Here is a 23,018-nt window from a genome sequence, read left to right on the forward strand (position 1 = left end):
GGTCAGCCTGCCAGAAGGGCTGCGACGAACGGTGCAGCCAGCACCGAGATGAAGATCACGCCGCGCAACAGCGCGGGCAGCATCGGTTCGATCGCGCCGCGCTCCCAGTCGGAAGCCGGCACAGCACGCGGTGAACTGGAAATGCGGACCAAGCGGTCAGCCATGGGTGTCGTGTCCCTTTACGTCGCGCCCTCAGTGGCGTCTCGTATATGTGGGAAAATTTACCACGTCAATCATCGAGCGAAAAAATGTGGGATTGTGTCCCACATAAGGCATGGTACAATTCAGACATGAATGCCAAACCCGGGTCCAAAGCAGCGGCTCCGCAGCCGAATGCCGCCGCAAAGCTGCACGCGCCGCTGGCGCGGCTGCTGCGCCCGCTGGTGCGGCTCTGCATCCGCAGCGGCATGACCTTCCCGGCATTGGCGCAATTGCTTCGCGAGCTCTTCGTCAACGTCGCCGAGCACGATTTCGCGCTGGAGGGGAAAGAGCAGACCGACAGTCGCGTCAGTCTGCTCACCGGCATCCATCGCAAGGAGGTGGCGCGGCTGCGCGGCGCGGGGGCGCCGGTGCACGAGGCGCCGGCGGCTGTGTCGCTGACCAGCGCGGTGATCGCGCGCTGGCTGGCCGCGCCCGAGTTCACCGACGCCAAGGGCGAGCCGCTGGCGCTGCCGCGTACGGCGGAAGGCGATGGGCCGTCGTTCGAGCAGCTGGTCGCCTCCGTCACCAAGGACGTGCGGCCGCGCGCGGTGCTCGACGAATGGATCGACCGCAAGCTCGTCACCATCAACGAAGCCGACGAGATCGAGCTGGTCGAGGCCGCCTTCGTCCCCTCAGGCGAGGACGACAGCAAGTGGCACTATCTCGGCCGCAATCTGCACGACCACATCGCGGCCGCCGCGCAGAACGTCTCCGATGGGCCGCGCTTCCTCGAACGCGCGGTACACTACAACAACATCTCGGCGAAGCTCGCACGGAAGCTCGAGGCGCGCTCGCGCGAGCTCGCCATGGACGCGCTGAAGACCGCCAACCGCGAGGCCAATCGCGCGCTCGCCAAGGACAAGGGCGGCGACGCCCGCTGGAATTTCGGCATCTACATCTACAGCGAGGACGCTGACGAGGAGCGCGAGGCCAAAGAAGCCGGCAAAGAAGGTGGTGCTTCGTGAGCCGGCCGCCGCTGATCTCCCGCCGTTTGCTGCTGACAGGATTTTGGCTCGCCGGCACCGCGATGGCCCGGGCGCAGGTCAAGCGCGGCACCGACCAGGGCATCGGCGGCACCGGGATCACGCGCGGCGATGATCATGGCATCGGCGGTACCGGCATCGTCGGCGTCATACAGCGCTTCGGCAGCATCTACGTCAACGGCGAGCGGATCGCTTATGCCAGCGACGTGCCGGTGCGGATCGACGGCGAGGCGGCGAGCGCCAAGGCGCTACGCATCGGCCAGCTTGCGCGCGTGGTCGCGGTCCGTCAGGCCGACGGCACGCTTGTCACGCGCAATATCACGATCGCGAGCGAGGTTGCCGGTCGGATCGAGCAGGTGAAAGGCAACGAACTGATGGTGCTCGGTCAGAAAATCGTCGCGGGCGACAAGGAGAGCAAGCTTCGCCCGGGCACGCACGTGGCCGTCTATGGTCTGCGCCGGAGCGACGGCGTGGTCGTCGCAAGCCTGGTCGAGCCGCGACGCGCGGCGACCGAGCGTGTGACCGGCCTGGTCGAGCGCGGGCCCGACGGCCTGCGAATTGGCGGGCTCAAACTGAACAATGTCGATCCGCTGCTGGTCGGCCAGCGCGTCCAGATCGAAGGCAGCGTGAGCCAGGGCGCGATGCAGGCGGCGCGCACGCGGATCGATGATTTCTCGGATCTCGTCGGCGCAAGCCGGCTGTCGGTCGAAGCCTATGTGCAGCGCGCAGGCGCCAACCTCCAGCTCGGCTCCGGCTTCGTGGCCCGCGACGGCTCGCGTTTCGGGCCGACCGCCGGCGAAGCGCGCATGGTGGTCAACGGCGCGTTCGACCGTTCTCGCGGCTTCCAGGTGGAGTCGGCGCAGGCCATCGGTCAGGCACCTGGCGCAGCTCCATCCGGCGGCGGCAATCCCAACCGGTCGCCCGGCGGCTCGATCCTGCATCCGAATCGCACCACGCCCAATCCGGGCGGTCAGCCCGGCGCGCCCGCGCCGGGATCGCCATCCGGGGCAACGCCAGGTTCTGCGCCTACGGGACCTGGTGGTCCGTCAGGCCCAGGCGGAATGGGATCACCCGGCGGACCGATGGGGCCGGGCGGTGGAATGGGTGGTGGCGGATTCGGCGGGCCCGGAGGCGGAATGGGTGGCGGGCGACGTTAAGAGCTGCGCGCGCCGAACCTGAGGAATGCGGGCCTAGCCCGCGCTGAGGCGCACGCCAGCGCGCAGGAATTTCTGCGGATCCACGGCTTCGCCCTCGATCCGGGTCTCGTAATGCAGATGCGGTCCAGTGGAGCGACCGGTCGACCCAACCAGACCGACGACCTGGCCGATCTTCACGGTCTCGCCGACCCTGACATTGATCTCGGAGAGATGGCCGTAGCGGGTCGAAAGCCCGTTGCCGTGATCGACCTCGACCATGCGGCCGTAACCGCCGGACCAGCCGGCGGAAACGACCTTGCCATTGGCGGTGACGCGAACCGGATCGCCGGTGGTGGCGCGGAAGTCTAGCCCCGTATGCATCGCGGGCCGGCCGAGGAAGGGATCGCTGCGGACGCCAAAGCCGGAGGTGAACTCGACCTCGCCGATGACGGGCTTGCGGTAGGGCACCAGCGCTAGCGTGCGGTTGAGACGGTCCATCTCGGCGCGGGTGACGTTGATGCGAAAGAGCTGCTTCTCGAACGGCCCGGCATTGGCCGTCAGCTTGACGGGAACGAACGGCCCGCCCATTGCGTTGCGCGGCACGGCGGCTTCGAGATTGGCAAGACTGAGACCGAGATCGCTGACCACGCCGCGCATCCGGCGCATGCGTGAATCCATGCTTTCCTCGACCGCACTGAGCGCCGCCATCTGACGGCGTTCGACCTGATCGAGCGAGGTGGTGAGTCGGACCAGGACATTGTCGAAGCCCTGGTGCTTCGCGAATTGGTAGGTCGGCGGTGCCGCAACGGCCGGCGCGCGCGATTCGAGCCGCGCCTCGCGGTCCGGCGGCGCCACGAAGATGACGGTATCGCTGATCGGCGAGGGTTTTGGCGTGATCTGGCTCGCATCGCCGCGCTGCGGAGTCGCGCGGGGAATCGAGCCGGTCACGTCAGGCATGGCCCCGAGCGCCGTGGCCCGGGACTCCAGCGCCGTCTGGCGCTTCATGATCTGGTCGAGCTTCTGGTCGAACTGTTCCTGGTCGAGCAACTGCCGGCTGGTGGTGCGATCGACCTTGGCGCGCAGCTCAGCGATGCGGTCCTCATAGGCGTATTGCATCTCGGCCTGGCGGGCGATCAGCCGGGTCAGAACATCGTCACGGAAAGCAAAATAGGTGGCGGTCGCCGCCGACCAGAGACCGAGCAACACCACCGTTCCGACCACGATCCAGAACACCACGGGCCCGAAGCGGACCTGCTTGCCGGCATGGACGATGGTGTAGGCGTCGTCGGTCGCGGGAAGGGGGATTGCTACAGCTGCCGCAACCGCGGGGCGGCGTTGGAAGGCCCGGCCGTGGTCGTGAGCATGATGTTGGGGGTACTGCGAATATTGGGCAGAACTTTTCGACATCGGCACTCCCGCGCCGGTCGGATGAGTCCGTACGGCCTTAATTGCCGCAGCAATCTGGGCCGGTCATGGTTAATTTTCCGGAAACGGGAACGGGCGAATTTAAAGGACTGGTTAAAGGCTTCTTGCCGCTTCCAGCACCGCGTCGGCATGACCGTCGACCCGGACATTGCGCCAGATCCTGGCCACTTCGCCATCAGCCCCGACCAGCACCGTGGTGCGAAGAATTCCGAGGAAGGTCTTGCCATACATGGACTTTTCGCCCCAGGCACCATAGGCTTCCAGCATCTTGTGCTGCTCGTCCGAGATGAGGGGGACACCGAGGCCGTGCTTGTCGCGGAACTTCTCCTGGGCCTTTAACGGATCGGCGGAAACCCCGAGCACGGCGGTGCCGGCGGCCGCGAAGGCGCTGGCGAGGCGGGTGAAGTCGATCGCCTCGCGGGTGCAGCCGGGCGTGTCGGCGCGGGGGTAAAAGAACAGGACGAGCTTTTGGCCGGCATAGTCCGCCAAGGTGACCTCCTTGCCGCCGTCACGGGGCAGGCGAAAGGCGGGGGCCTTGCGGCCTTCGGCCAGGCCGGACTTCGCCGCCGTGGGCGAGGACGCCGGTTTGGAGGAATTTAACTGTTTCGATGCGGCCCTATGTGATCCTGCTTTTGCTAGAGTCCCGGTTGATTTGCTCGCCGGCGCCCGCGGCGTCTTTGCGGGCGTTGTTCGAGTCGGTGCCCGCGTTTTCAGGGTCTTCTTTTTAGCGGTCGGACTGCCGGAGGGCGATTTGGGCGATTTCTTTTGGGATTTCTTGGACATACGCCTTCCTTTCGACGCTTTCGGCGGGTCAACCGAAACGGTATTGCAGCTCTCGTCCGGCGTCCCGGAATCGCGCCCTCGGCTGGGCAAGTCTGACGACGCCGGAGTATGGTTACAAGGAATTCCACGCACCACCCGACTGCTCGTTGAACGCGCTCCCGGGGTGAAATGACGAACAGCAGGAATATTCGAGGTTTGGCTGCAATGCCGACGCAGGGAGCTCCGCTCCCCGTGGACGGCTGCGGTCCCGGCGGCGCTCAATCTCATGACGGGCGCTTGTATCGAGAGGCAATGGCAAGGAATAAGTCGCCCCAGGATTACAATCGGAACTTCGATCGGCGCGGCGGTCAGCAACAGCCGCAGGAATGGGACGACGCCGATTGGGATCCGGATCAGGAGGCGGCCGCGGGCCATCGCGCGCGCCGGCTGTTGTCGCGTTCCAGCTCGGGCCTTCATCGTTTTGGCGACGGGTTCGGCGCGCTGCGCCGTTGGCTGGCCGCCGATCGTTGGCTGAAGCGTCTCGTCCTTGTCGTCGGGACCCTCGCCGTCATCTTCGCCGGCTGTTTCGCTGCGCTGTGGTGGCGACTCGGCGCCGGTCCCATCAATCTCGACATCGCAACGCCGTGGCTGGCGGCCGCGATCGAGGACAATATTGGTCACGGCAACACGGTTGAGATCGGGGGCACCCAGATCGAGCGGGCCGGGCGGATCCGCATCGCCGTCCGTATCCGTGACATCGTCGTCCGCGATCGCGATCACGCCGTCGTCGCCAGCGCGCCGAAGGCTGAGGTGAAGCTGTCGGGGGCGGGCCTGCTGATGGGGCACCTGCGCGCCGAAAGCCTCAATCTCGTCGATGCCGAGCTCGCGATCCGCATCGCGCCCGACGGCACTGTCACCGTGTCCGCCGGCGACACCGCAAAGCCGCTTGCGACCGGCGTCGCCTCGAAGAAGGATGCGGGCTTGCCGCCGACATTCCCGCGCAACGGCGTCTCGCCGCCGCCATTCGCCACGGCGCCGGCGAGCCAGGATCCATCACAAGCCACCTCCCAGGCCGCGCCCCAGGCGCCCCCGCAGAGCGGCATTCTTCAGGGGCTCGACTGGCTCGACAGCCTGAGCATGACCGGCCTGGACGGCCAGAACCTGAACGAGATCGGTCTGAAGAACGGCAATCTGATCGTCGACGATCAGCAGCGCGGCAGCAAATGGTCGTTTGAGAACATCACGCTCAGCCTGCGCCGGCCGAGTCGCGGCGGCGTCACACTCAGCCTCGGCGAGGAGGGCGCGCACCCCTGGATGCTACGGGCCACGATCGGTCCGGCCGAGAACGGCGTGCGCTCGATCGACATCAAGGCCGACAAGGTCTCGACCTCCAACATCCTGTTGGCACTGCGGGTCAAGGACCTCACCTATACCGCCGATTTGCCGCTGACTGGCGAGCTCACGGGCGAGCTCGGACGCGACGGCGTGCCGACCTTCTTCCGCGGTAAGATCGTGGTCGGCGCGGGTAATATCATCGACACGGACACGCCCGACTATCCAATGGCGATCGACCAGGCCGAGATCAATGTCGAGTGGGACGCCAACCGGCGGGTGCTGGTCGCGCCGTTCAAGATCCTGTCGGGAGCGAACCGGCTGACGCTTCTGGCCCATCTCGAGCCGCCCAACGGCACCGTCAACGACTGGCAGCTCGGCTTCAGCGGCGGGTCGATCCTGCTCGGCGGCATCGACAACGAGCCGCCGCTCGTCTTCAACCGCATCGCGATCGGTTTCCGCTTCGACACCGACCACAAGCGCTTCCTGCTGACGCAGGCCGACATCAGCAATGGCGAGATCGGCGTCGCCGGCACCGGTGCGATCGACTATTCGGGCGAGCCGCGCCTGACGCTGGGCTTTGCCGGAACGCCGATGTCGGCCTCCGCACTGAAGCGGATGTGGCCGACGCTCGTCGTTCCCGAGTTGCGCGAATGGGTGATCGAGCGGATCGAGCGCGGTACGCTCCAGCGCATCGAGATCGGCATCAATTCACCGACGAAGAACCTGCCGCGCAAGGGCCCGCCGATTCCCGACGACGGCCTGTCGGTCAACATCGTGGCGAGCGGTGTCGTGGTCCGTCCCGTGGACGGCATGCCTGCCGTGCACGATGCCGATCTGAAGGCGCGCGTGACCGGCCGCACCGCGACCGTGACGATCGGCCAGGGCATCGCCGATACGCCTGCCGGTCGCAAGATCGCGATCTCCGACTTCACCTTCGAGGTGCCGGATATGGCGCCCAAACCGTCGCCGTCGCGCACGAAGTTTCGCGTCGAGGGACCAGTGCCCGCGGCGGCTGAAATGCTGGCCAATGATCGCCTGAGCGATCTGTCGTCGACCGTCGTCGATCCCAACACCAGCAAGGGGACGTTCACCGCCAACATCCAGCTCGGCCTGCCGGTCAAGGGCGAGCTGACCAAGGCTGACACCCTCTATGCCGTCACCGCCGACCTCAACGGCTTTGCCGCCGACAAGCTGGTGATGAACCAGAAGCTGGAAGCCAACAATCTCAAGATCGTCGCCAATAACCAGGGCTATCAGGTCAAGGGCGACGTCAAGATCAACGGGCAGGCGGCCTCGCTCGACTATCGCAAGCCGACCGAAGGCGATGCCGACGTCAGGCTGCAGGCGACGCTGGACGATGCGAGCCGGGCGCGACTGGGATTCGATCTTGGCAACGCCGTCAGCGGATCATTGCCGATCAAGCTCTCGGGCAAGATCGCCGGCGGTCCCGACCAGACGACGAAGCTCGGCGTCGAGGCCGACCTGACGGCGGTGAGGCTCGACAACGTCCTGCCTGGCTGGGTCAAGCTTCCGGGCAAGTCGGGCAAGGCCAGCTTCAAGGTGGTACCGACGGCGCAAACGACGCGCCTGGAGGACATCGTCATCGAAGGCGGCGGCGCCTCGATCAAGGGCTCGCTCGAGGTCGACGCGAATGGCGACCTCATGAACGTGAACTTTCCGACCTATTCGCCGTCTGACGGCGACAAGACCTCATTGAGGGCTGAGCGTGGTCAGGACGGCGTCATCAGGGGCACCATGCGCGGCGACGTGTTCGATGGCCGCGGCTTCCTGAAGTCGGCGATTTCAGGCAATTCGAAGGACGATTCCAAGAACAAGATGAAGAACGTCGACTTCGACATCGACGTGAAGCTCGGTGCCGTCGCGGGTTTCAACGGCGAGGCGATGCGCAGCGTCGATGCCAAGATGTCGAAGCGCAACGGCGCCATCAAGGCCTTCAGCCTGAGCGGCAAGATCGGTCGCGATACGCCCGTGGCGGCCGATCTGCGTGGCGGGCGTGCGCAGGGCAGCCGCGAGGTGATCTACCTCCAGACCAACGATGCCGGCGCGCTGCTGCGCTTCACCGACACCTACACCAAGGCGGTCGGCGGCCAGATGGTGGTGGCGATGGAGCCGCCGACGTCGGAGCCGACCACTTCGCGCGAGGGCCTCATCAACGTCCGTGACTTCACGGTGAAGGGCGAGGCGCAGCTCGAACGCGTTGCCGCCGGCGCGCCCAACGGCACCGGCAACGGCGTCTCCTTCAGCGCGCTGCGCGCCGAGTTCACCCGCCAGAACGGCGCGCTGACGATCCGCGACGGTGTCGTCAAGGGGCCCATGATCGGCGCCACCATCGAGGGCTCGATCGACTATCCCGGCAACCAGGTCTGCATGAGCGGCACCTTCGTGCCGATGTACGGGTTGAACAACATGTTCGGACAGATTCCGGTCCTCGGGCTGTTCCTGGGTGGTGGCGATAAAGAGGGACTGATCGGCGTGACCTACGAGGTTGTCGGCACGCCGGCCGCGCCCGTGATGCGCGTCAATCCGGTCTCGGCCATGGTGCCGGGCGTGTTCCGCAAGATCTTCGAGTTCAACACCGGCAAGCAGAACTCGCCGTTCGAGGAATTTCCGTCGCAGTCGAATGACGGTTCGACCGGATCGACGCGTCAGCTATCGAGCGGCTGCAGCCTTACGCGGCGGTAGAAGCGGGCGCGGCTGTCTCCGGCGTCATGCCGGGCTTGTCCCGCGTGCGGGACAAGCCCGGGCATGACGGCAAGCGCTGGGAATGTGTTGCGCCGCCTACGCTGCGCGCACGCCTGCCAGGAACGTCCCGACTTCGCCGGAGAGCTGTTCGGCCTGCTTGGAGAGGTTGCTGGCCGCGGCGAGCACCATGCCGGCGGCATTGCCGGTCTCGTTGGCGGCGGTCGAGACGCCGCCGATATTGGTGGTGACTTCCTTGGTCGCCTCCGCGGTCTGCGAGACGCTGCGGGCGATCTCGGCGGTGGCGGCGCCTTGCTCCTCGATCGCGGCCCCGATGGAGGTGGCGATGCGGCTGACCTCCTCGATGGTGGCGGTGATGCCGCCAATGGCGTCCACGGCCTCCTTGGTCGCGCCCTGGATCTGCGCGATCTTGTCGCCGATTTCACGCGTCGCTTCCGCGGTCTGGCTCGCGAGCGACTTCACCTCGGAGGCGACGACGGCAAAGCCGCGGCCGGCTTCGCCGGCGCGCGCGGCCTCGATGGTGGCGTTGAGCGCGAGCAGATTGGTCTGGGCGGCGATGTTGGAAATCAGCTCGGCGACGTGCTCGATCTGCTGGGCACCGTCCGAGAGTGCACGCACGATCGTGTCGGTGCGGCGCGCGCTATCGACCGCGCGGCCCGTGACCTCTGCGGACTGGGCGACCTGGCGGCTGATCTCGGTGATGGAGGATGAGAGCTCCTCGGCGGCCGCCGCGACGGTCTGAACACGCTGACTGGCTTCGGTGGCGGCCGAACCGACCAATGCGGCGCGGCGGTTGGTGCCTTCGGCGGTCGAGGACATCGACTTGGCGGTATGCTCGAGCTCGCCGGAGCCGGAGGCCATCAGGCCGACGAGCTGGCCGACGGAGGCATCGAAGCGGTCGGCAAGCGCGATCAGGGCGTCGCGCTTCTCCTGCTCGGTCCGCGTCTTGGTGGCGGCCTGTTCGGCTTCCAGCGCGCGCGCGGTCAACGCCGTCTGCCTGAGCACTTCGAGGGTTTCGGCCATGCGGCCGATCTCGTCGCCGCGGTCGGTTTCCTCGACCGGCTTGTCGATCGCTCCTTCGGAAATCTTCTGCATGCGGTTCTTCTGGCGGTCGAGCGCGCTGAGCACGTCGCGGGCGATCAGCCAGGACAGTGCCGCCATCAGCAGCATCAGGCCGATGCCGATCGCCGCGAGCTCCAGCGTCAGTGCGCGCACGTCGGCGTCGATGTCATCGACATAGAGACCGTAGCTGATGGTCGCATTCCAAGGCGCGAACTTGCGCGCGAAGACGGTCTTGCGGACAGGTTCGGTCTGACCGGGGCGGGGGTAGAGATAGGAGGTCACCCCACCCTGCGCGGTTTCGCTGCCGGCCTTGATGATGGCGTCGGCGATCAGGACGCCGTTGGAGTCCTTGGCCCCGGTGATCTTACCCTCGAGCTGCTGATTGGCGCCGTTCACCAGGATCGACGTGTCGGGATTGTAGACGACGGGGTAGCCCTGGTTGCCGTTGAAGTTCATGCGGCGGCCGCGCTGGTGGAACTGGGCCTTGGCGTCGGCCAATGTCAGCTTGCCGGCGGCAACTTCTTCCTGCAGCGATTGCGCATAATTGTAGAGCAGCTCAACGGCGGTCCGCATCTGCTGGACGCGGTCCTCCATCATGCGGCTCTTGCTGAGGACGGACGATACCCCGATGATGGCTGCAACCGTGAGCGCGGCGAGACAGACCATGCTGGCAAGCTTGGTGCGGATCTTGAGGTGACTCAGCAGCTTCATCGCAGCCTCGGTGGAATGGTTGTCATTGCTCGCGTCGGTAGCATGAAGTTCTTACTAATCATGAATGGACGCATGCGACGTGCCGCCGCGTGCGGCATCCGCAGCCGCGTGCGCAAACATGCAGGCCGAACGTGCCTCGCTTGCGCGTGGCGCGTCAAATCGCGGAGATAAATGATGTCGGAATTTGGTGGTGGTCGAGCCCAGCTGGACCGGCAGTGAACCGATTCGCTCACCGCATCGTCATGTCCGTGCTGCTCGTGGCGGCCCTCGTCCTCATCTGGAACGTGCTGGGGGCGCGCTGAATCGGCACCGGCAAATTTGCCGGTGCCGTCCTACTTGCAGGTTAACCTGTAAGCGCGTCAGCGCCGCGCATAGGCGCCGCCCGACGCATCGCTCTCCTTGCCCGTCAACGCATCGACGCTGACCGAGCCACCGCCGGCTGCGGTGAGATAGAGGCAGGCGAAGCAGAACAGGATCGCTGCGGTGCCGCCATTGAGCAGCGGCAGGAACACCGGCGTCCCGGTCTTGAGCATGTGGCCCATGAAGTACGCGAAGGCCATTTCGCCCGCCAGTATAAATGCTGAGAACCGGGTGAACAGGCCGAGCATCAGCGTCGCGCCGAGCACAAGCTCGAGCGCACCGGCCGCGTAGATCAGCGGCGGGATGTCGGCGAAGTAGGGCAGCACCGGAAACTTGAAAAGCTTGGCGACGCCGTACTGGAACAGCAAGAGGCCGGTGATGAAGCGGAACAGGCTCAAGAGAACCGGTTGATAGCGAGCGAGATAGGGAAAGTTCATTGGTTTGCCTCCATCCAATGCTGCGACTTGGACTTCATTCAGTTCCGCCTCGCAAGACACTTGGGATCAATTCCATACTGACATTTTCGTGTCATCCGCATTCTTGAGCGTATACGCGTCGCGTCCGCCCGTAGTTCCCCGGTGACACGAATGAACTCTAGTTACCTCTGGGAAACCTAGCGCCGCAAGGCGGGCACGATCAGGAACGGGATCATCCCGAGCACGACGCTCGCAAGTGCGAAGACCAGCAGCGCATTGTAGCCGTGGGTGGCGTCGTGGATCAGGCCGCCGCTCCAGGAGCCGAAGGCCGAGCCCAGCCCGCTGCCGATCGAGATGGTGCCATAGATGGTGCCGACGCGCTTGCCGCGGAAGATCTTCATTGCGGTTGCCGTGATCAGCGGGCCGCGCGAGCCCATCATGCTGCCGAAACAGACGACGAATCCGGTGAGCAGGATGACATCAGGATAATACTGAAGCAGCCAGAGCAGGACGATGCCCAGAATCGAGATCGCGTAGCTGAGCAGCACCGAGGGCCGGCGCCCGATCATCCCGTCGAGGGCAGACACTCCCAACATGCCGAACACCAGCACGACGCCGGAAAAACCCCAGGCCGTCGCAGCCTGGAGCGGCGGGAAGCCGGCGTCGATCAGGTAGGCCACGATCTGCGCAGCGATCGCATACATGCCGACGGCGGTGAAGAAGAAGGTCGAGAACAGGGCCCAGAAGGCATGGTGACGCATCGCGCTCACAAGCGTCCAGCCGCTGTCGACGAAATCCGGATCGCTCTTCTTGGTGACGTGTGGCGAGCCGGCCGCGAACATGCGCCAGGGCAGGAGCAGCAGCGGCACCAGCAGCGCGAGCGCAGCGAGGCCATAGACCTGGTAGGTCTCGCGCCAGCCAAGATGATCGATCAGAAGCTGAGAGGCCGGCAGCAGGGCCAGCACGCCGCCGCCCATCGCCGAATAGACCACCGCCATGGCGGTCGGCAGCTTGGGGCCGAACCAGCGGCCGAGCAGGATCGAGTTCGGCACATTGCCGATGAAGGCAACGCCAATGCCGACACAGAGGCCGATCGAAAGCTGGAATTGCCAGAGCGCGTGCGCTTGGCTTGCGATCAGGAAGGCCGAGCCGAGCAGGAACAGTCCGAGCGCGTAGACAACGCGGGGTCCGGAGTGGTCGAACAGCCGTCCGACCAGCGGCGCGGTCAGTCCGCTGATCAGCCAAGTCAGCGAATAAATCGAGACGACCTGCGCGCGGTCCCAGCCGAAGCTTTCGGAGATCGGCTTGAGGAAGACGGTGAAGCTCTCGCTTAAGCCCCGGCCCAGGACCGCCAGCGTGAAGCACAGCGCGAGCACGACGAGCGCGGTGCGCACAGCGCCTCGCCCAGTGCTGCGAGCGTGTTCCCTCGACGCTTGCTTCGACGTTTCCTTCGACGTTTCCTTGGGCGTGTTCTGATCCATTGCCGGTCAGGGAGCGCGCATCTTCGCGCCCTGACAAGCAGCGAAAAGCTCATACGCCTATGCAGGCTTGATCAGGATGTGCTTCTTCTTGCCGAAGGACAGCTTGATCACGCCTTCCGGCGTCAGATTGGCCGCCGAGAGCGCCATCTTCTCGTCGGTGACGGACGCGTCGTTCACACGCAGGCCGCCGCCCTTGATCTGCCGCCGCGCTTCGCCGTTCGAGGCGACGAGGCCGGCCTTGACGAAGGCGGTGAGCACGCCGAGCCCGGCGTCGAGCTCGCCGCGCGGAATTTCCACCGTCGGCAGGCTCTCGGCGAGTGCGCCTTCCTCGAAGGTGCGGCGCGCGGTCTCCGCTGCTTCATTTGCTGCGTCGCGCCCGTGCAGCAGGGCGGTCGCCTCGGTTGCGAGCACCTTCTTGGCTTCGTTGATCTCCGAGCCGCCGAGCGCCTCGAGCTTCGTGATCTCGGCGATCGGCAGCGTCGTGAACAGCTTCAGGAATTTGCCGACGTCGGCGTCCTCGGTGTTGCGCCAGTACTGCCAGAAATCATAGGGGCTGAACTGGTCGGCATTCAGCCACACCGCGCCTTGCGCGGTCTTGCCCATCTTGGCGCCCGAGGCCGTGGTTAGAAGCGGCGTCGTTAGCGCGAACAATTGGTGCGTGCCCATGCGGCGGCCGAGATCGACGCCCATGATGATGTTGCCCCATTGGTCCGAGCCGCCCATCTGCAGTTTGCAGCCGGTGCGCTTGGCGAGCTCGACGAAGTCGTAGGCCTGGCAGACCATGTAGTTGAACTCGATGAAGCTCATCTCCTGCTCGCGCTCGAGGCGCAACCGCACGGAGTCCATGGTCAGCATGCGGTTGACCGAGAAGTGACGGCCGACGTCGCGCAGCATCTCGATCCAGTTCAGCTTGGTCAGCCACTCCGCATTGTCCAGCATGATGGCGTCGCTCTTGCCCTCGCCATAGCGCAGCACCTTGGCGAACACGCCGCGGATCGAGGCCTTGTTGTCCTCGATCTCGGCGACGGTGCGCATCGCGCGCGTCTCGTCCTTGCCGGAGGGATCGCCCACCATGGTGGTGCCTCCGCCCATCAGCGTGATCGGCTTGTTGCCGGACTCTTGCAGCCAGTGCAGCATCATCATGGTCAGGTAGTTGCCGATGTGCAGCGAGCGGGCGGTGCAATCGTAGCCGACATAGGCGGTCGCTTCGCCCTTGGCGGCGAGCGCGTCCAGCCCCTCGAAATCGGAGCACTGGTGGATGAAGCCACGTTCCTGCAGGATATTGAGGAAATCCGATTTAAATGCAGTCATCTGTCGGCATGCCCAACAATTCTTGGTTTACTGTTTTGGGAGCAATTTAAGGGTCTGGCGTGGGAACCCGATTGCTGCCCGCCACTTGGCGCTGTGGCATTATAAGATGTGTCCCTCTGGCACAAGATCGGCATGCCGGAACGGGTCTTGAGGACGCTGATCCATGATGTTGACGGCACTCGGTTTGATGAGCGGCACCTCGCTGGACGGGGCGGATGTCGCGCTGATCGAAACCGATGGAAAACAAGTGAAGGCATTCGGGCCGACCGGCTACCGGGCCTATCATGCTGCGGAGCGCAATCTGCTGCGTCAGGCCCTGAGCGAAGCCGTGCATTTGACCCAACGCGATGCGCGGCCGGGCGTTCTGGCCGAGGCCGAGCGCGTGGTGACGCGGGCCCATGCGGAGGCGGTGGCCACCTTCCTTGCCCAGAACCGCATGAGGCCGGAGGACATCGACATCGTCGGATTCCACGGCCAGACGGTGCTGCACCGGCCCGAAAAGCGGCTGACGGTGCAGATCGGCGACGCGCCAGCGCTGGCAAAAGCGATCCATATTCCCGTGATGCATGATTTCCGCGCCGCCGATGTCGAGGCGGGCGGGCAGGGCGCGCCCTTCGTACCGGTCTACCACCGCGCGCTGGCGCAGTCGCTGGACCGCGAGGGGCCGATCGTTGTGGTCAATATCGGCGGCGTCTCCAACATCACCTATGTCGACAGCGACACGCTGATCGCCTGCGACACCGGCCCCGGCAACGCGCTGCTGGACGATTTCATGTACCGCACCATGAACCAGGCGTTCGATGCGGAAGGAAAGTTCGCAGCGCTCGGGAAGGTCGACGAGGCCTGGATCGCACGCGCGCTGGAGCTGCCGTTCTTTGCGTTGCCTCCGCCGAAATCGCTCGACCGCAACGACTTCGCTGCGCTCAAGCTCGGCGACGTCGCGCCGGCCGACGGCGCCGCGACGCTGACCGCCTTCACCGCGGCGGCGATCGCCCGCGTCATTCCACTGTTGCCGCGGCGGCCGCGGAGCTGGATCGTCTGCGGCGGCGGCGCCCGCAACCTCACCATGCTGCGGATGCTGCGGGAGCGCGTGGGCTCGGCGACCGTCGAGGCCGCCGAGACCCTGGGATGGGCTTCCGACGCCATCGAGGCCCAGGCCTTCGGCTTCCTCGCCGTCCGCGGCCTGAAGGGCCTGCCGTTGTCCTATCCCGCTACCACGGGCGTGCCGATGCCGATGACCGGCGGGGTGATCGCAAGGCCCTGAACGAGCGGGCGCACTCGGGCTATTTCTGCAGATGACCGCGCAACGGGCCTAATGGGCTCGGGAAAGAGGAATACTCGCTAGACTTGTAGAAATTTTCAATTTAGGATTGAGGAATTTCAAAAGTGCATTATTGGGTGGCGGAGATTTCCCATGGCGGAAGTGAATTCGCCGGCGCAGGGCGCTATTCAGTCCCAAGGCGTCGTCACGCTCGAAAGCAGCTACACGCGCGGCCAAATCGACGGTGCATTAGCGCTGTCCGAATATGTGCTGAGCACTGGTTTCCAATCTGCGAGCGGAGAGACAGTGCCGCTCGATGCGGTTGAAGTCATCCAGGGGACCGCCGTCAAGCTCGGGATATTGGCCTCAGGCGATGGAACAGCGTCGCAACCCGGGCGCAGCATTTCGGCGGCCGACTGGAACGATTTGGAGCGCGCCTACTACCGGCTCGCGGTTTTTGCGAGTCCGGTGACGGCGGAGACGCTTGATGCGACGCGCGCCATCACCTCGATCTCAGACGAATCGGAGACGTGGTGGAATCGCCTGATCGGCAATTCTCCGGCGCTGCGCTTTACGCGGCGGTTTTCCTTCGTAACGATTGTCATCGCGGTAGCGATCTTGACCGGGGAATGCCTCGTTTATTACTGGGGTCTTGATCCAGACACCACGCGATATGCCTGGGAGCGGAACCTGGCGCAGATACTTCTGCCCTGGGGGTACGGCGCCCTCGGCTCCTGCGCCTATCTGCTGCGATCGGCGCATTATTTCATCTATCAGCGTTGCTTCGACTTGCGACGCAAGCCGGAATACTTCAATCGCGTGCTGTTGGGCGCCATCTCCGGCGGCGCGATCATCCTGTTTGTCGACTATCTCGTCGACAGTGATAGCGGCGATACTCTGCATTTGAGCTCGGCGGCGCTCGGTTTCGTTGCAGGCTACAGCACCGACTTCTTGTTCAACACGATCGAGCGCATCGTGGCCGCGATATTCCCAAGGGACAACTCCGATCTGAACCCCAAGCAGCAAGTTGGAAGAAAAGCCGCGCTCCCGAAGAATCAGGACCGCGATGGGTCGCCTGACGAAGGGAATAAAAAGCCCGAAGAGGAAAACTGAGCCCATGCCGAGCCCAGACGTCCGAGAAGCAGGAAGGGCTGGAATTCCACTGCAGGGAGGATGGGCGGAGCGACGGCCGGGACGCAGAAAAATGAGGCCGGCTGAAGCGCGTGCTGCGGGGGCTTGGCGGCCGTTGCGGCTCCGGGTGATCAAGCTTCTACTGGGCCTTGCGCTCACAGTCGCCGGCGGTTCGGCGTGGTGCGTCGAGGACGTGCCGCGTCCGTTGCTCGAAAAAGGTGGTCAACCAGTTGATTGGTGGTTCACCTTCAAATTCAATGCTCAGAAGTCGTTCGCTGGTTGTGGTCCCGTCGAGGGACCGCGTGCCTGTATCTTCGGGGGCAAAGTACGGGCAAAGGATCGCTTCGGACAGCAGTTCGCGTTTGCGAGCAGCAGCGCAAGCAAATTGAGCCAGGGCAAGGGCTGCGTCGGCGCCACGACCACCGATCCGGTCGGCGCCACCTTCGATCAGGTCTACAACGGCAATTTCTTCTACCTGATCTGGAACGATCAGTTCTACGGCGACCCGATCAAATCGGCCAACTCACCATGGGGCCATTCCAAGGGGTTGCTCGCCTGGAACGATGCAGGCGAGGGCTTTGTCATGCAGGTCTCGACGCCGTCATGGCCGGGCTCGGGCAGCAACCGGATCGTTCGGAAGGCCGGCAACACTCTTGGATGCATCAGCAGCAACAACAATCTGCTGGCCAGCCAGCATTTCTTTGCGCTCAAGCTGACCAAGGACGATTTGGTCGAGGTTCTCAAGGGCCTGAAGGCGGCGGGCGTGGCAACCGATCCGACCAAAAAGCAGATCGTTCGAAACGGCGGTCCTGATGATGTTCAGGAACTGGTCGGCGAACTCGGTGAACTTCCGAAGAAGAAAAAGCCGAGCACCGCGACGGGAGATTTCTTCACGCGCCGGGATCTGTCGACCAAAGTCATCCTGATTGCCAAGACGGCGAGTCTTACCGCACCTCCATGGGAGGTCGTATCGGCCATCCTCAGCGGCACCGCAGAGCGAAGCGCGACGTGGTGGACCAAACCCAAAATTCCTTCCACCAACAAGAATTCGAAGGTGAAGTGCCTGGAGCCGTTCGAATTGGACAAGAAACCTGGGCCGGTAGCCATCGCGTTGACGGGCGCATGGAAAGACCAGCCGATCAAACTGAATGCGCCGTCCAACCACGCGAAGATCGGGGTCTCGAGCGCGGGCGGTCACAGCTACGTTATCTTTGGCGATCTGAATCAGCAGGGAGCATTGAACCCGCCGGGCTGCGATAGCAGCCAGAACGGTCGCGGCGGCTTGTTTTTTGTGATCGACAACAAGCCGTTGCACGACAGTGTAGCCGATCTGATCGACGGCGATACGGCGCCGATGAAGTGACGGTCCGGCCATCAGGGACGCTTGCTGGAATCCTTGACATAGATGCAATCGCATGAAAAGTTCATGCAATTGCATCTATTGCGAGGAATGCCATGACCGCGTCACTGAAACTGATCAGCCACAAGCTTTGCCCCTACGTGCAGCGCGCCGTGATCGCGCTGAAGGAGAAGGGCGTGCCGTTCGAGCGGGTCGATATCGATCTCGCCAACAAGCCGGACTGGTTCTTGAAGCTGTCGCCGCTCGGCAAGGTGCCGGTGCTGGTGGTGACGACGGAGCAGGGTGAGGTCGTCCTCTTCGAGAGCAATGTGATCTGCGAGTACATCGAGGAGACCCAAGGCGGCGCGAGGCTGCACCCGGCGGATGCTTTGAAGCGCGCCGGCCACCGCGCCTGGATGGAGTTCGGCTCGGCGATCCTCGGCGATCTCTGGGGCCTGGAGACGACGACGGATCCGGCGACGTTCGAGACCAAGCGTCAGGCGCTGGTGTCGAAGTTCGCGCGTGTTGAAGTCGCGCTTGGCGCAGGCCCGTTCTTCGCCGGCTCGCAGTTCAGTTTGGTCGACGCCGTGTTCGCGCCCGTCTTCCGCTATTTCGACCTGTTCGACGAACTGACCGAGCACGGCATCTTCCGCGACGTGCCGAAGGTGCGGGCCTGGCGAGCGGAGCTGGCGAAGCGTCCGAGCGTGCGCACTGCTGTTGGTGAAGACTATCCGCAATTGCTGCGCGCCTTCCTCGTGCGTCACGACGCGCATCTGCTCAAGCTTGCGGCCTGAGCTGAGCATGTTGCTTACCTAGCCCGTATGGAGCGCAGCGCAATCCGGGGCCCTGCGTCTGCGGATGGGCCCTCCCGGATTTCGCTTCGCTCGATCCGGGCGACAAAAAGCCTCAGCGCACGTTCGCCAGACGCATGTCGAGATACGCCGTGATGGTCTCCATCAGCGGCTCGAGCTTGGCGTCGAAGAAGTGGTTGGCGCCGGGGATGATCTGCTGGTCGATCACGATTCCCTTCTGGGTCTTCAGCTTCTCGACCAGCGTGTTGACGTCCTTGGGCGGCACCACCGCGTCCTTCTCGCCATGCACGATCAGGCCCGACGACGGGCAGGGCGCAAGGAACGAGAAGTCGTAGAGATTGGCCGGCGGCGCGATCGAGATGAAGCCCTCGACCTCGGGGCGACGCATCAACAGCTGCATGCCGATCCAGGCGCCGAACGAGAAGCCGGCGACCCAGCAGGCGCGCGCTTCGGGATTGATGGTCTGCGCCCAGTCCAGCGCTGCGGCGGCATCCGACAATTCGCCGGTGCCGTGGTCGAACGAGCCCTGGCTGCGGCCGACGCCGCGGAAGTTGAAACGGAGCACCGAGAAACCGCGATGCGCGAAGGCGTAGTAGCACTGATACACGATCTGATGGTTCATCGTGCCGTGAAACTGCGGATGCGGATGCAGGATCATCGCGATCGGCGCGTTCTTCTGCTTGGCCGGGTGATAGCGGCCTTCGAGGCGGCCGGCAGGGCCGGTGAAAATGACTTCAGGCATGGATGTCTCTGATTGAGTCCCTTGGAGGTGATCCCTGCGCAATCGTCCGATTGGGGCTCTCACTGCGTGGCCGCCGACGAGAGCACGGATGAAAGGTGGAGAGCGCGCCCTCGGATGATGCGCGAGTGGCGCGCGGGTGAACTGACGCGCGCTTCTAACACGAGGCAAGGGTCAAAAAGCAAGCTTCTTCGACATCTCTCAATCGACTCAAGAGCTTAGCCGGTCATGTCAGCGTTATCTCCGGCCAGCTTCCCATGACCGCGACTGCCGGAATTCAACCGGGCCGAGGCAGGAGCCGTCCGCTTCGCCGGAGGCAGCGCTCAACTAATTGGAATCACGACCGTTTATGGATCACCGGTTGATCGGCCCTGGCGATTCCCGCCGGGGCGGTTCGGCTCCCCAGCGCGGCGACCGCCGGCCGGTAACGCCGGCTGCCGCCGAGCGACTGGCCGTTGTCGAAGGCGAGCTCGAAATCTCCTGATGGCTTGAGGTCCACGCCGCGCACCCGGTCGAGATTGGCGAGCCTGGTCCGATGAACGCGAACGATGGCAAAGCGCGCCAGCTCGCTTTCCGCCGCCGCCAGCGTGCCCCGGATCAGGTGCTGGGTGCCGTCGGCGAGGCTGTATTCGATGTAATTGCCGGCGGACGCGACCCACAGGATCTCGCGCGGCAGCACGCGAATGCGGCTCGTGCCGTCGCGCAGCCAGATCACGTCGGGCGGTGACGGCTGGAGCGGGGCCGGTGGCGCCGGTGGAGCGACTGCGGCGCTCTTCAGCTCACGCCGGCTTTCGAGCAACCAGACCGTGCTGGCGATCAGGACAACGGCCACGGCGTCCTTGCGAAATTCGTACAGGACCGTCGCGAGCGAGAAACGGAAGTCGTAGGCGCCGCCGGCGAGCCAGAGCGCGAGCTTCCGCACCCAGGCCATGCCGGTGATGTGGAGGGCGGAGAAGCCGAGCAGGGTGATCGCCCCGAGGCCTGCGCGGGCGGCGAGGCCGGATGCCCGGCGCATGCGGCGGACCGCCAGCACCAGTATCGGCAGCAACAGCAGGATGACGGAGATGCTCGACATCTCCCAGAACAGCCGCCGGCCGATGTCGTAGCTGTCGCCGCGCCAGGCGGCGTCCTGAGCGCCCGAAAACGCATTGACGATTCCGATCGCAAGCGTGACCGCCGCGATCGCAGCGAACATCATCCGGTCGCCGCCACTGATCCCAAAAGGCCCGCTATTCGTCCCAGCCGCCGGCGGCTCATCCCCTCGCGTCCGATTCTGATCCCAAACCGGCTCGACGCGCTCCGTCGGCGAGGCATTTCCTGTGTCAGCCATGGCCCGAAAACCGCGCTTGTCGTCCCCTCAAGGAACAGAAAACCATGACAACACCACAGCAATTGCAAAGCTCGCAAAGGCGTATCGATCTGGACTGGGTGCGGATTTTAGCCTTCGCGCTCTTGATCTTCTACCACGTCGGCATGCTCTACGTGTCCTGGGGCTTTCACATCAAGAGTGCGCACCGGCTGACCTGGCTGGAACCGGTGATGCTGTTCCTCAACCCGTGGCGGCTGTCGCTGCTGTTTCTGGTGTCCGGGGTCGCGACCCGCTTCATGCTCGACAAGTCGACCTTTACCGCGCTTGCCCGCGCGCGCTCGGCGCGGCTCTTGATCCCACTGGGCTTCGGCATGCTCGCGATCGTCCCGCCGCAATCCTATCTCCAGATCGTCGAGAGCCTCGGCTATTCCGCGGGCTTCTTCGATTTCTACGCCAGGCACTACTTTGCCTTCGGCGCGCAGTTCTGTCCGAACCCCTGCATCGTGTTGCCGACCTGGAATCATCTCTGGTTCGTGGTCTATCTGTGGGTCTACACGATGGCCTTGATCGGCGTGCTTGTGCTGTGGCCGGCTGGCGCTGACCGGCTCGGCCGGAAGCTGGCTGCCATCCTCGACGGGCCATGGCTGTTGATCGTCCCTTGCCTGCTGTTTGTTGCCTGGCGCCTGGTGTTGTTCCCGGCTTTCCCCTCGACGCATGCGCTGTTCGGCGACTGGTTCAATCACGCCGACCACGCGACGGCCTTCCTGACCGGCTTCCTGCTGGCGAAGCAGGAGGGGATTTGGCGCAATGTCGTGCGCCAGCGCTGGGCGGCTCTGGCGGCTGCAGTCGCCTGCTTCTCGGCCTTCATCCTGGTTCGCACCGGTCTGTTTGCGCCGTCGCCCGCGCTGAAATGGGCCGCCGCCTCGGCCTACGGTTGCTACCAATGGCTCGCGATCGCCGCCGTGCTGGGCTTTGCGCGGCGCCACCTCACGGCCGACAGTCCCGTGCGGCGCTATCTGACTGACGCGATCTTCCCGTACTACATCGTGCATCAGACCGCGGTCATCGTGATCGCGCATGCGTTGCACGACAGCAATATCCCGGTTGGGATCGAAGCCTCTCTTGTCATCATCGGGACCGCGCTCACATGTGTGGCGACCTATGAAGTCGTCCGGCGCATCGCTTGGCTGCGGCCGCTGTTCGGATTGCGGGCGGCGCCGCGGCCGGCTGCCATAATGGAGCAGCAGCAGCAGCCCGCCTGACGCGGGCCGCGGTCCGATTGGCCGGATGGCAAAAGATGCTAAGAGAGCGAGATGCCGCCCCGTGTCTATCTCGACTGGAACGCGACCACGCCGCTGCGCCCCGAGGCCCGGGCGGCGATGGTTGCGGCCTTTGAGCTGATCGGCAATCCGTCGTCGGTTCATGCCGAGGGGCGGGAGGCGCGGCGATTGGTCGAGGAGGCCCGTGCCGTGCTTGCGACGGCAGTCGGCGCGTTGCCGCGGAACGTGGTCTTCACCTCGGCGGGAACCGAGGCCAATGCGCTGGCCCTGTCGCCGGGTTTGCGGGGACCGGCCAGTGGCCCTGTCGAGCGGCTGCTGGTCTCGGCAGTCGAGCACGCTTCGGTGCTGGCAGGTGGCCGGTTCCAGGGTGCCGCTATCGATCTGATCCACGTGACACGCTCCGGCGTGGTCGACCTTGAGCATCTGAAGGCACGGCTTACGGACGGCCCGCCAGCGCTGGTTTCGATCATGGCCGCAAATAACGAGACGGGCGCGCTCCAGCCGGTCGCCGAGGCGGCACGGATCGTTCACGAGGCCGGAGGCCTCCTGCACGTCGACGCGATCCAGGCCCTGGGGAAAACTCCCCTCGACATCAAGGCTGTAGGCGCCGACCTTGCGACCTTTTCTGCGCACAAGATCGGCGGGCCAAAGGGGATTGGCGCACTGGTGGTGGCCGAGGGGATCGCCGGACTGGAGCCGGTGCTGCGGGGCGGGGGACAGGAGCAGAGCCGCCGCGCCGGAACCGAGAATGTCGCCGGGATCGCCGGCTTCGGCGCGGCTGTGAAGGCTGCGCTTCAGGCTCTGCCGGAGGATGCGGAGCGCATGACAACCCTCAGAGCTTGCTTGGAAAATGGCATCCGAGCGATTGCGGACGCAACGATCTTCTCGGATGACGTGAAGCGGTTGCCAAATACCGTCCTGTTCACGGCGCCGGGTCTCAAGGCCGAGACCGCGGTGATTGGCTTCGACCTCGAAGGCGTCGCCGTCTCCTCCGGCTCGGCCTGTTCCTCGGGCAAGGTCCAGCCCTCCCACGTCCTTTCGGCCATGGGTTATGACCCGAGCGTGGCCCAGGGAGCGGTGCGTCTCAGTCTGGGCTGGTCCACGGCACCGGAGGACATCAACAGGGCGTTAGAGGCTTGGCGAAAGCTCGGTAATAGCCTACTTAAGCACTAAGCGACGAAACACGGGTTGAACGGTTCTAAGCCGTGCTTTCCGCCCAGAAACATCGTAATACTCGTCCGAG

At 64.7% G+C, this 23,018-nt stretch carries 18 protein-coding genes; 9 read left to right on the forward strand and 9 right to left on the reverse strand.

What is annotated here, in order from left to right; all coding sequences use genetic code 11:
- Nucleotides 1-2 precede the first annotated feature (2 nt).
- Nucleotides 3-164, reverse strand: a complete 162-nt coding sequence (locus XH84_RS40100; RefSeq protein ID WP_164936584.1) for a hypothetical protein — start codon at nucleotides 162-164, stop codon at nucleotides 3-5.
- 126 nt (nucleotides 165-290) lie between these two features.
- Between XH84_RS40100 and XH84_RS30280 the strand changes: the two genes are divergently transcribed.
- Nucleotides 291-1,166, forward strand: a complete 876-nt coding sequence (locus XH84_RS30280; RefSeq protein WP_128921982.1) for a DUF6502 family protein — start codon at nucleotides 291-293, stop codon at nucleotides 1,164-1,166.
- Complete coding sequence (locus XH84_RS30285) at nucleotides 1,163-2,341, forward strand: DUF5666 domain-containing protein (RefSeq protein WP_128921981.1); 1,179 nt, start codon at nucleotides 1,163-1,165, stop codon at nucleotides 2,339-2,341. Before XH84_RS30280 ends, XH84_RS30285 begins: the two co-directional genes overlap by 4 nt.
- A 33-nt stretch (nucleotides 2,342-2,374) precedes the next feature.
- On the opposite strand, the gene XH84_RS30290 is transcribed toward XH84_RS30285, so the two are convergent.
- Both XH84_RS30290 and XH84_RS30295 read right to left on the reverse strand, forming a co-directional pair.
- Nucleotides 2,375-3,727, reverse strand: a complete 1,353-nt coding sequence (locus tag XH84_RS30290) for a M23 family metallopeptidase (protein WP_181769260.1) — start codon at nucleotides 3,725-3,727, stop codon at nucleotides 2,375-2,377.
- Between the two features lie 111 nt (nucleotides 3,728-3,838).
- On the reverse strand, nucleotides 3,839-4,528 hold the full coding sequence (locus XH84_RS30295) for a peroxiredoxin (protein ID WP_128922027.1): 690 nt from the start codon (nucleotides 4,526-4,528) through the stop codon (nucleotides 3,839-3,841).
- A 204-nt stretch (nucleotides 4,529-4,732) separates the two neighbouring features.
- On the opposite strand from XH84_RS30295, the gene XH84_RS30300 reads away from it, so the two are divergent.
- Nucleotides 4,733-8,545 (forward strand): DUF3971 domain-containing protein, encoded by a 3,813-nt coding sequence (locus tag XH84_RS30300; protein WP_164936583.1) that lies wholly within the window; start codon nucleotides 4,733-4,735, stop codon nucleotides 8,543-8,545.
- A gap of 96 nt (nucleotides 8,546-8,641) precedes the next feature.
- Here the strand turns inward: XH84_RS30300 and XH84_RS30305 are convergent, their stop codons facing one another.
- The 4 genes from XH84_RS30305 to tyrS form a co-directional block, all read right to left on the reverse strand.
- Nucleotides 8,642-10,336, reverse strand: coding sequence for a methyl-accepting chemotaxis protein (locus XH84_RS30305; protein ID WP_128921978.1), 1,695 nt, complete (start codon nucleotides 10,334-10,336; stop codon nucleotides 8,642-8,644).
- A gap of 359 nt (nucleotides 10,337-10,695) precedes the next feature.
- The gene (locus XH84_RS30310; protein ID WP_128921977.1) at nucleotides 10,696-11,133 is read right to left on the reverse strand and encodes a DoxX family protein; all 438 of its coding nucleotides are present in this window, start codon (nucleotides 11,131-11,133) and stop codon (nucleotides 10,696-10,698) included.
- Between the two features lie 176 nt (nucleotides 11,134-11,309).
- Nucleotides 11,310-12,593 carry an MFS transporter gene (locus tag XH84_RS30315; protein WP_128921976.1) on the reverse strand — a complete coding sequence of 428 codons (1,284 nt, stop codon included), beginning with the start codon at nucleotides 12,591-12,593 and terminating at the stop codon, nucleotides 11,310-11,312.
- Nucleotides 12,594-12,650: 57 nt separating this feature from the next.
- On the reverse strand, nucleotides 12,651-13,904 hold the full coding sequence (tyrS, locus tag XH84_RS30320; RefSeq protein WP_128921975.1) for a tyrosine--tRNA ligase: 1,254 nt from the start codon (nucleotides 13,902-13,904) through the stop codon (nucleotides 12,651-12,653).
- Between the two features lie 163 nt (nucleotides 13,905-14,067).
- On the opposite strand from tyrS, the gene XH84_RS30325 reads away from it, so the two are divergent.
- The 4 genes from XH84_RS30325 to XH84_RS30340 all read left to right on the forward strand — a co-directional run bounded on the left by XH84_RS30325 (nucleotide 14,068) and on the right by XH84_RS30340 (nucleotide 18,429).
- Nucleotides 14,068-15,168, forward strand: coding sequence for an anhydro-N-acetylmuramic acid kinase (locus XH84_RS30325; protein ID WP_128921974.1), 1,101 nt, complete (start codon nucleotides 14,068-14,070; stop codon nucleotides 15,166-15,168).
- A 150-nt stretch (nucleotides 15,169-15,318) separates the two neighbouring features.
- Nucleotides 15,319-16,278 carry a hypothetical protein gene (locus XH84_RS30330; RefSeq protein ID WP_128921973.1) on the forward strand — a complete coding sequence of 320 codons (960 nt, stop codon included), beginning with the start codon at nucleotides 15,319-15,321 and terminating at the stop codon, nucleotides 16,276-16,278.
- Between the two features lie 91 nt (nucleotides 16,279-16,369).
- Nucleotides 16,370-17,659, forward strand: a complete 1,290-nt coding sequence (locus XH84_RS30335; RefSeq protein ID WP_164936582.1) for a deoxyribonuclease II family protein — start codon at nucleotides 16,370-16,372, stop codon at nucleotides 17,657-17,659.
- 92 nt (nucleotides 17,660-17,751) lie between these two features.
- Complete coding sequence (locus XH84_RS30340) at nucleotides 17,752-18,429, forward strand: glutathione S-transferase family protein (RefSeq protein WP_128921971.1); 678 nt, start codon at nucleotides 17,752-17,754, stop codon at nucleotides 18,427-18,429.
- A 112-nt stretch (nucleotides 18,430-18,541) separates the two neighbouring features.
- Here XH84_RS30340 and XH84_RS30345 read toward each other — a convergent pair whose 3' ends face one another.
- Together XH84_RS30345 and XH84_RS30350 are read right to left on the reverse strand one after the other, a co-directional pair.
- Nucleotides 18,542-19,189 carry an alpha/beta hydrolase gene (locus tag XH84_RS30345; protein WP_024337874.1) on the reverse strand — a complete coding sequence of 216 codons (648 nt, stop codon included), beginning with the start codon at nucleotides 19,187-19,189 and terminating at the stop codon, nucleotides 18,542-18,544.
- Between the two features lie 334 nt (nucleotides 19,190-19,523).
- Complete coding sequence (locus XH84_RS30350; protein ID WP_245471895.1) at nucleotides 19,524-20,384, reverse strand: LytTR family DNA-binding domain-containing protein; 861 nt, start codon at nucleotides 20,382-20,384, stop codon at nucleotides 19,524-19,526.
- A gap of 176 nt (nucleotides 20,385-20,560) precedes the next feature.
- Here XH84_RS30350 and XH84_RS30355 point away from each other — a divergent pair, with 176 nt between their 5' ends.
- Both XH84_RS30355 and XH84_RS30360 read left to right on the forward strand, forming a co-directional pair.
- The gene (locus XH84_RS30355; RefSeq protein ID WP_128921969.1) at nucleotides 20,561-21,757 is read left to right on the forward strand and encodes an acyltransferase family protein; all 1,197 of its coding nucleotides are present in this window, start codon (nucleotides 20,561-20,563) and stop codon (nucleotides 21,755-21,757) included.
- 51 nt (nucleotides 21,758-21,808) lie between these two features.
- Entirely contained in the window at nucleotides 21,809-22,948 is a 1,140-nt protein-coding gene (locus XH84_RS30360; RefSeq protein ID WP_128921968.1) for a cysteine desulfurase family protein, read from the forward strand.
- Nucleotides 22,949-23,018: the final 70 nt, after the last annotated feature.

This window comes from Bradyrhizobium nanningense, assembly GCF_004114535.1.
Classification (GTDB): domain Bacteria; phylum Pseudomonadota; class Alphaproteobacteria; order Rhizobiales; family Xanthobacteraceae; genus Bradyrhizobium; species Bradyrhizobium nanningense.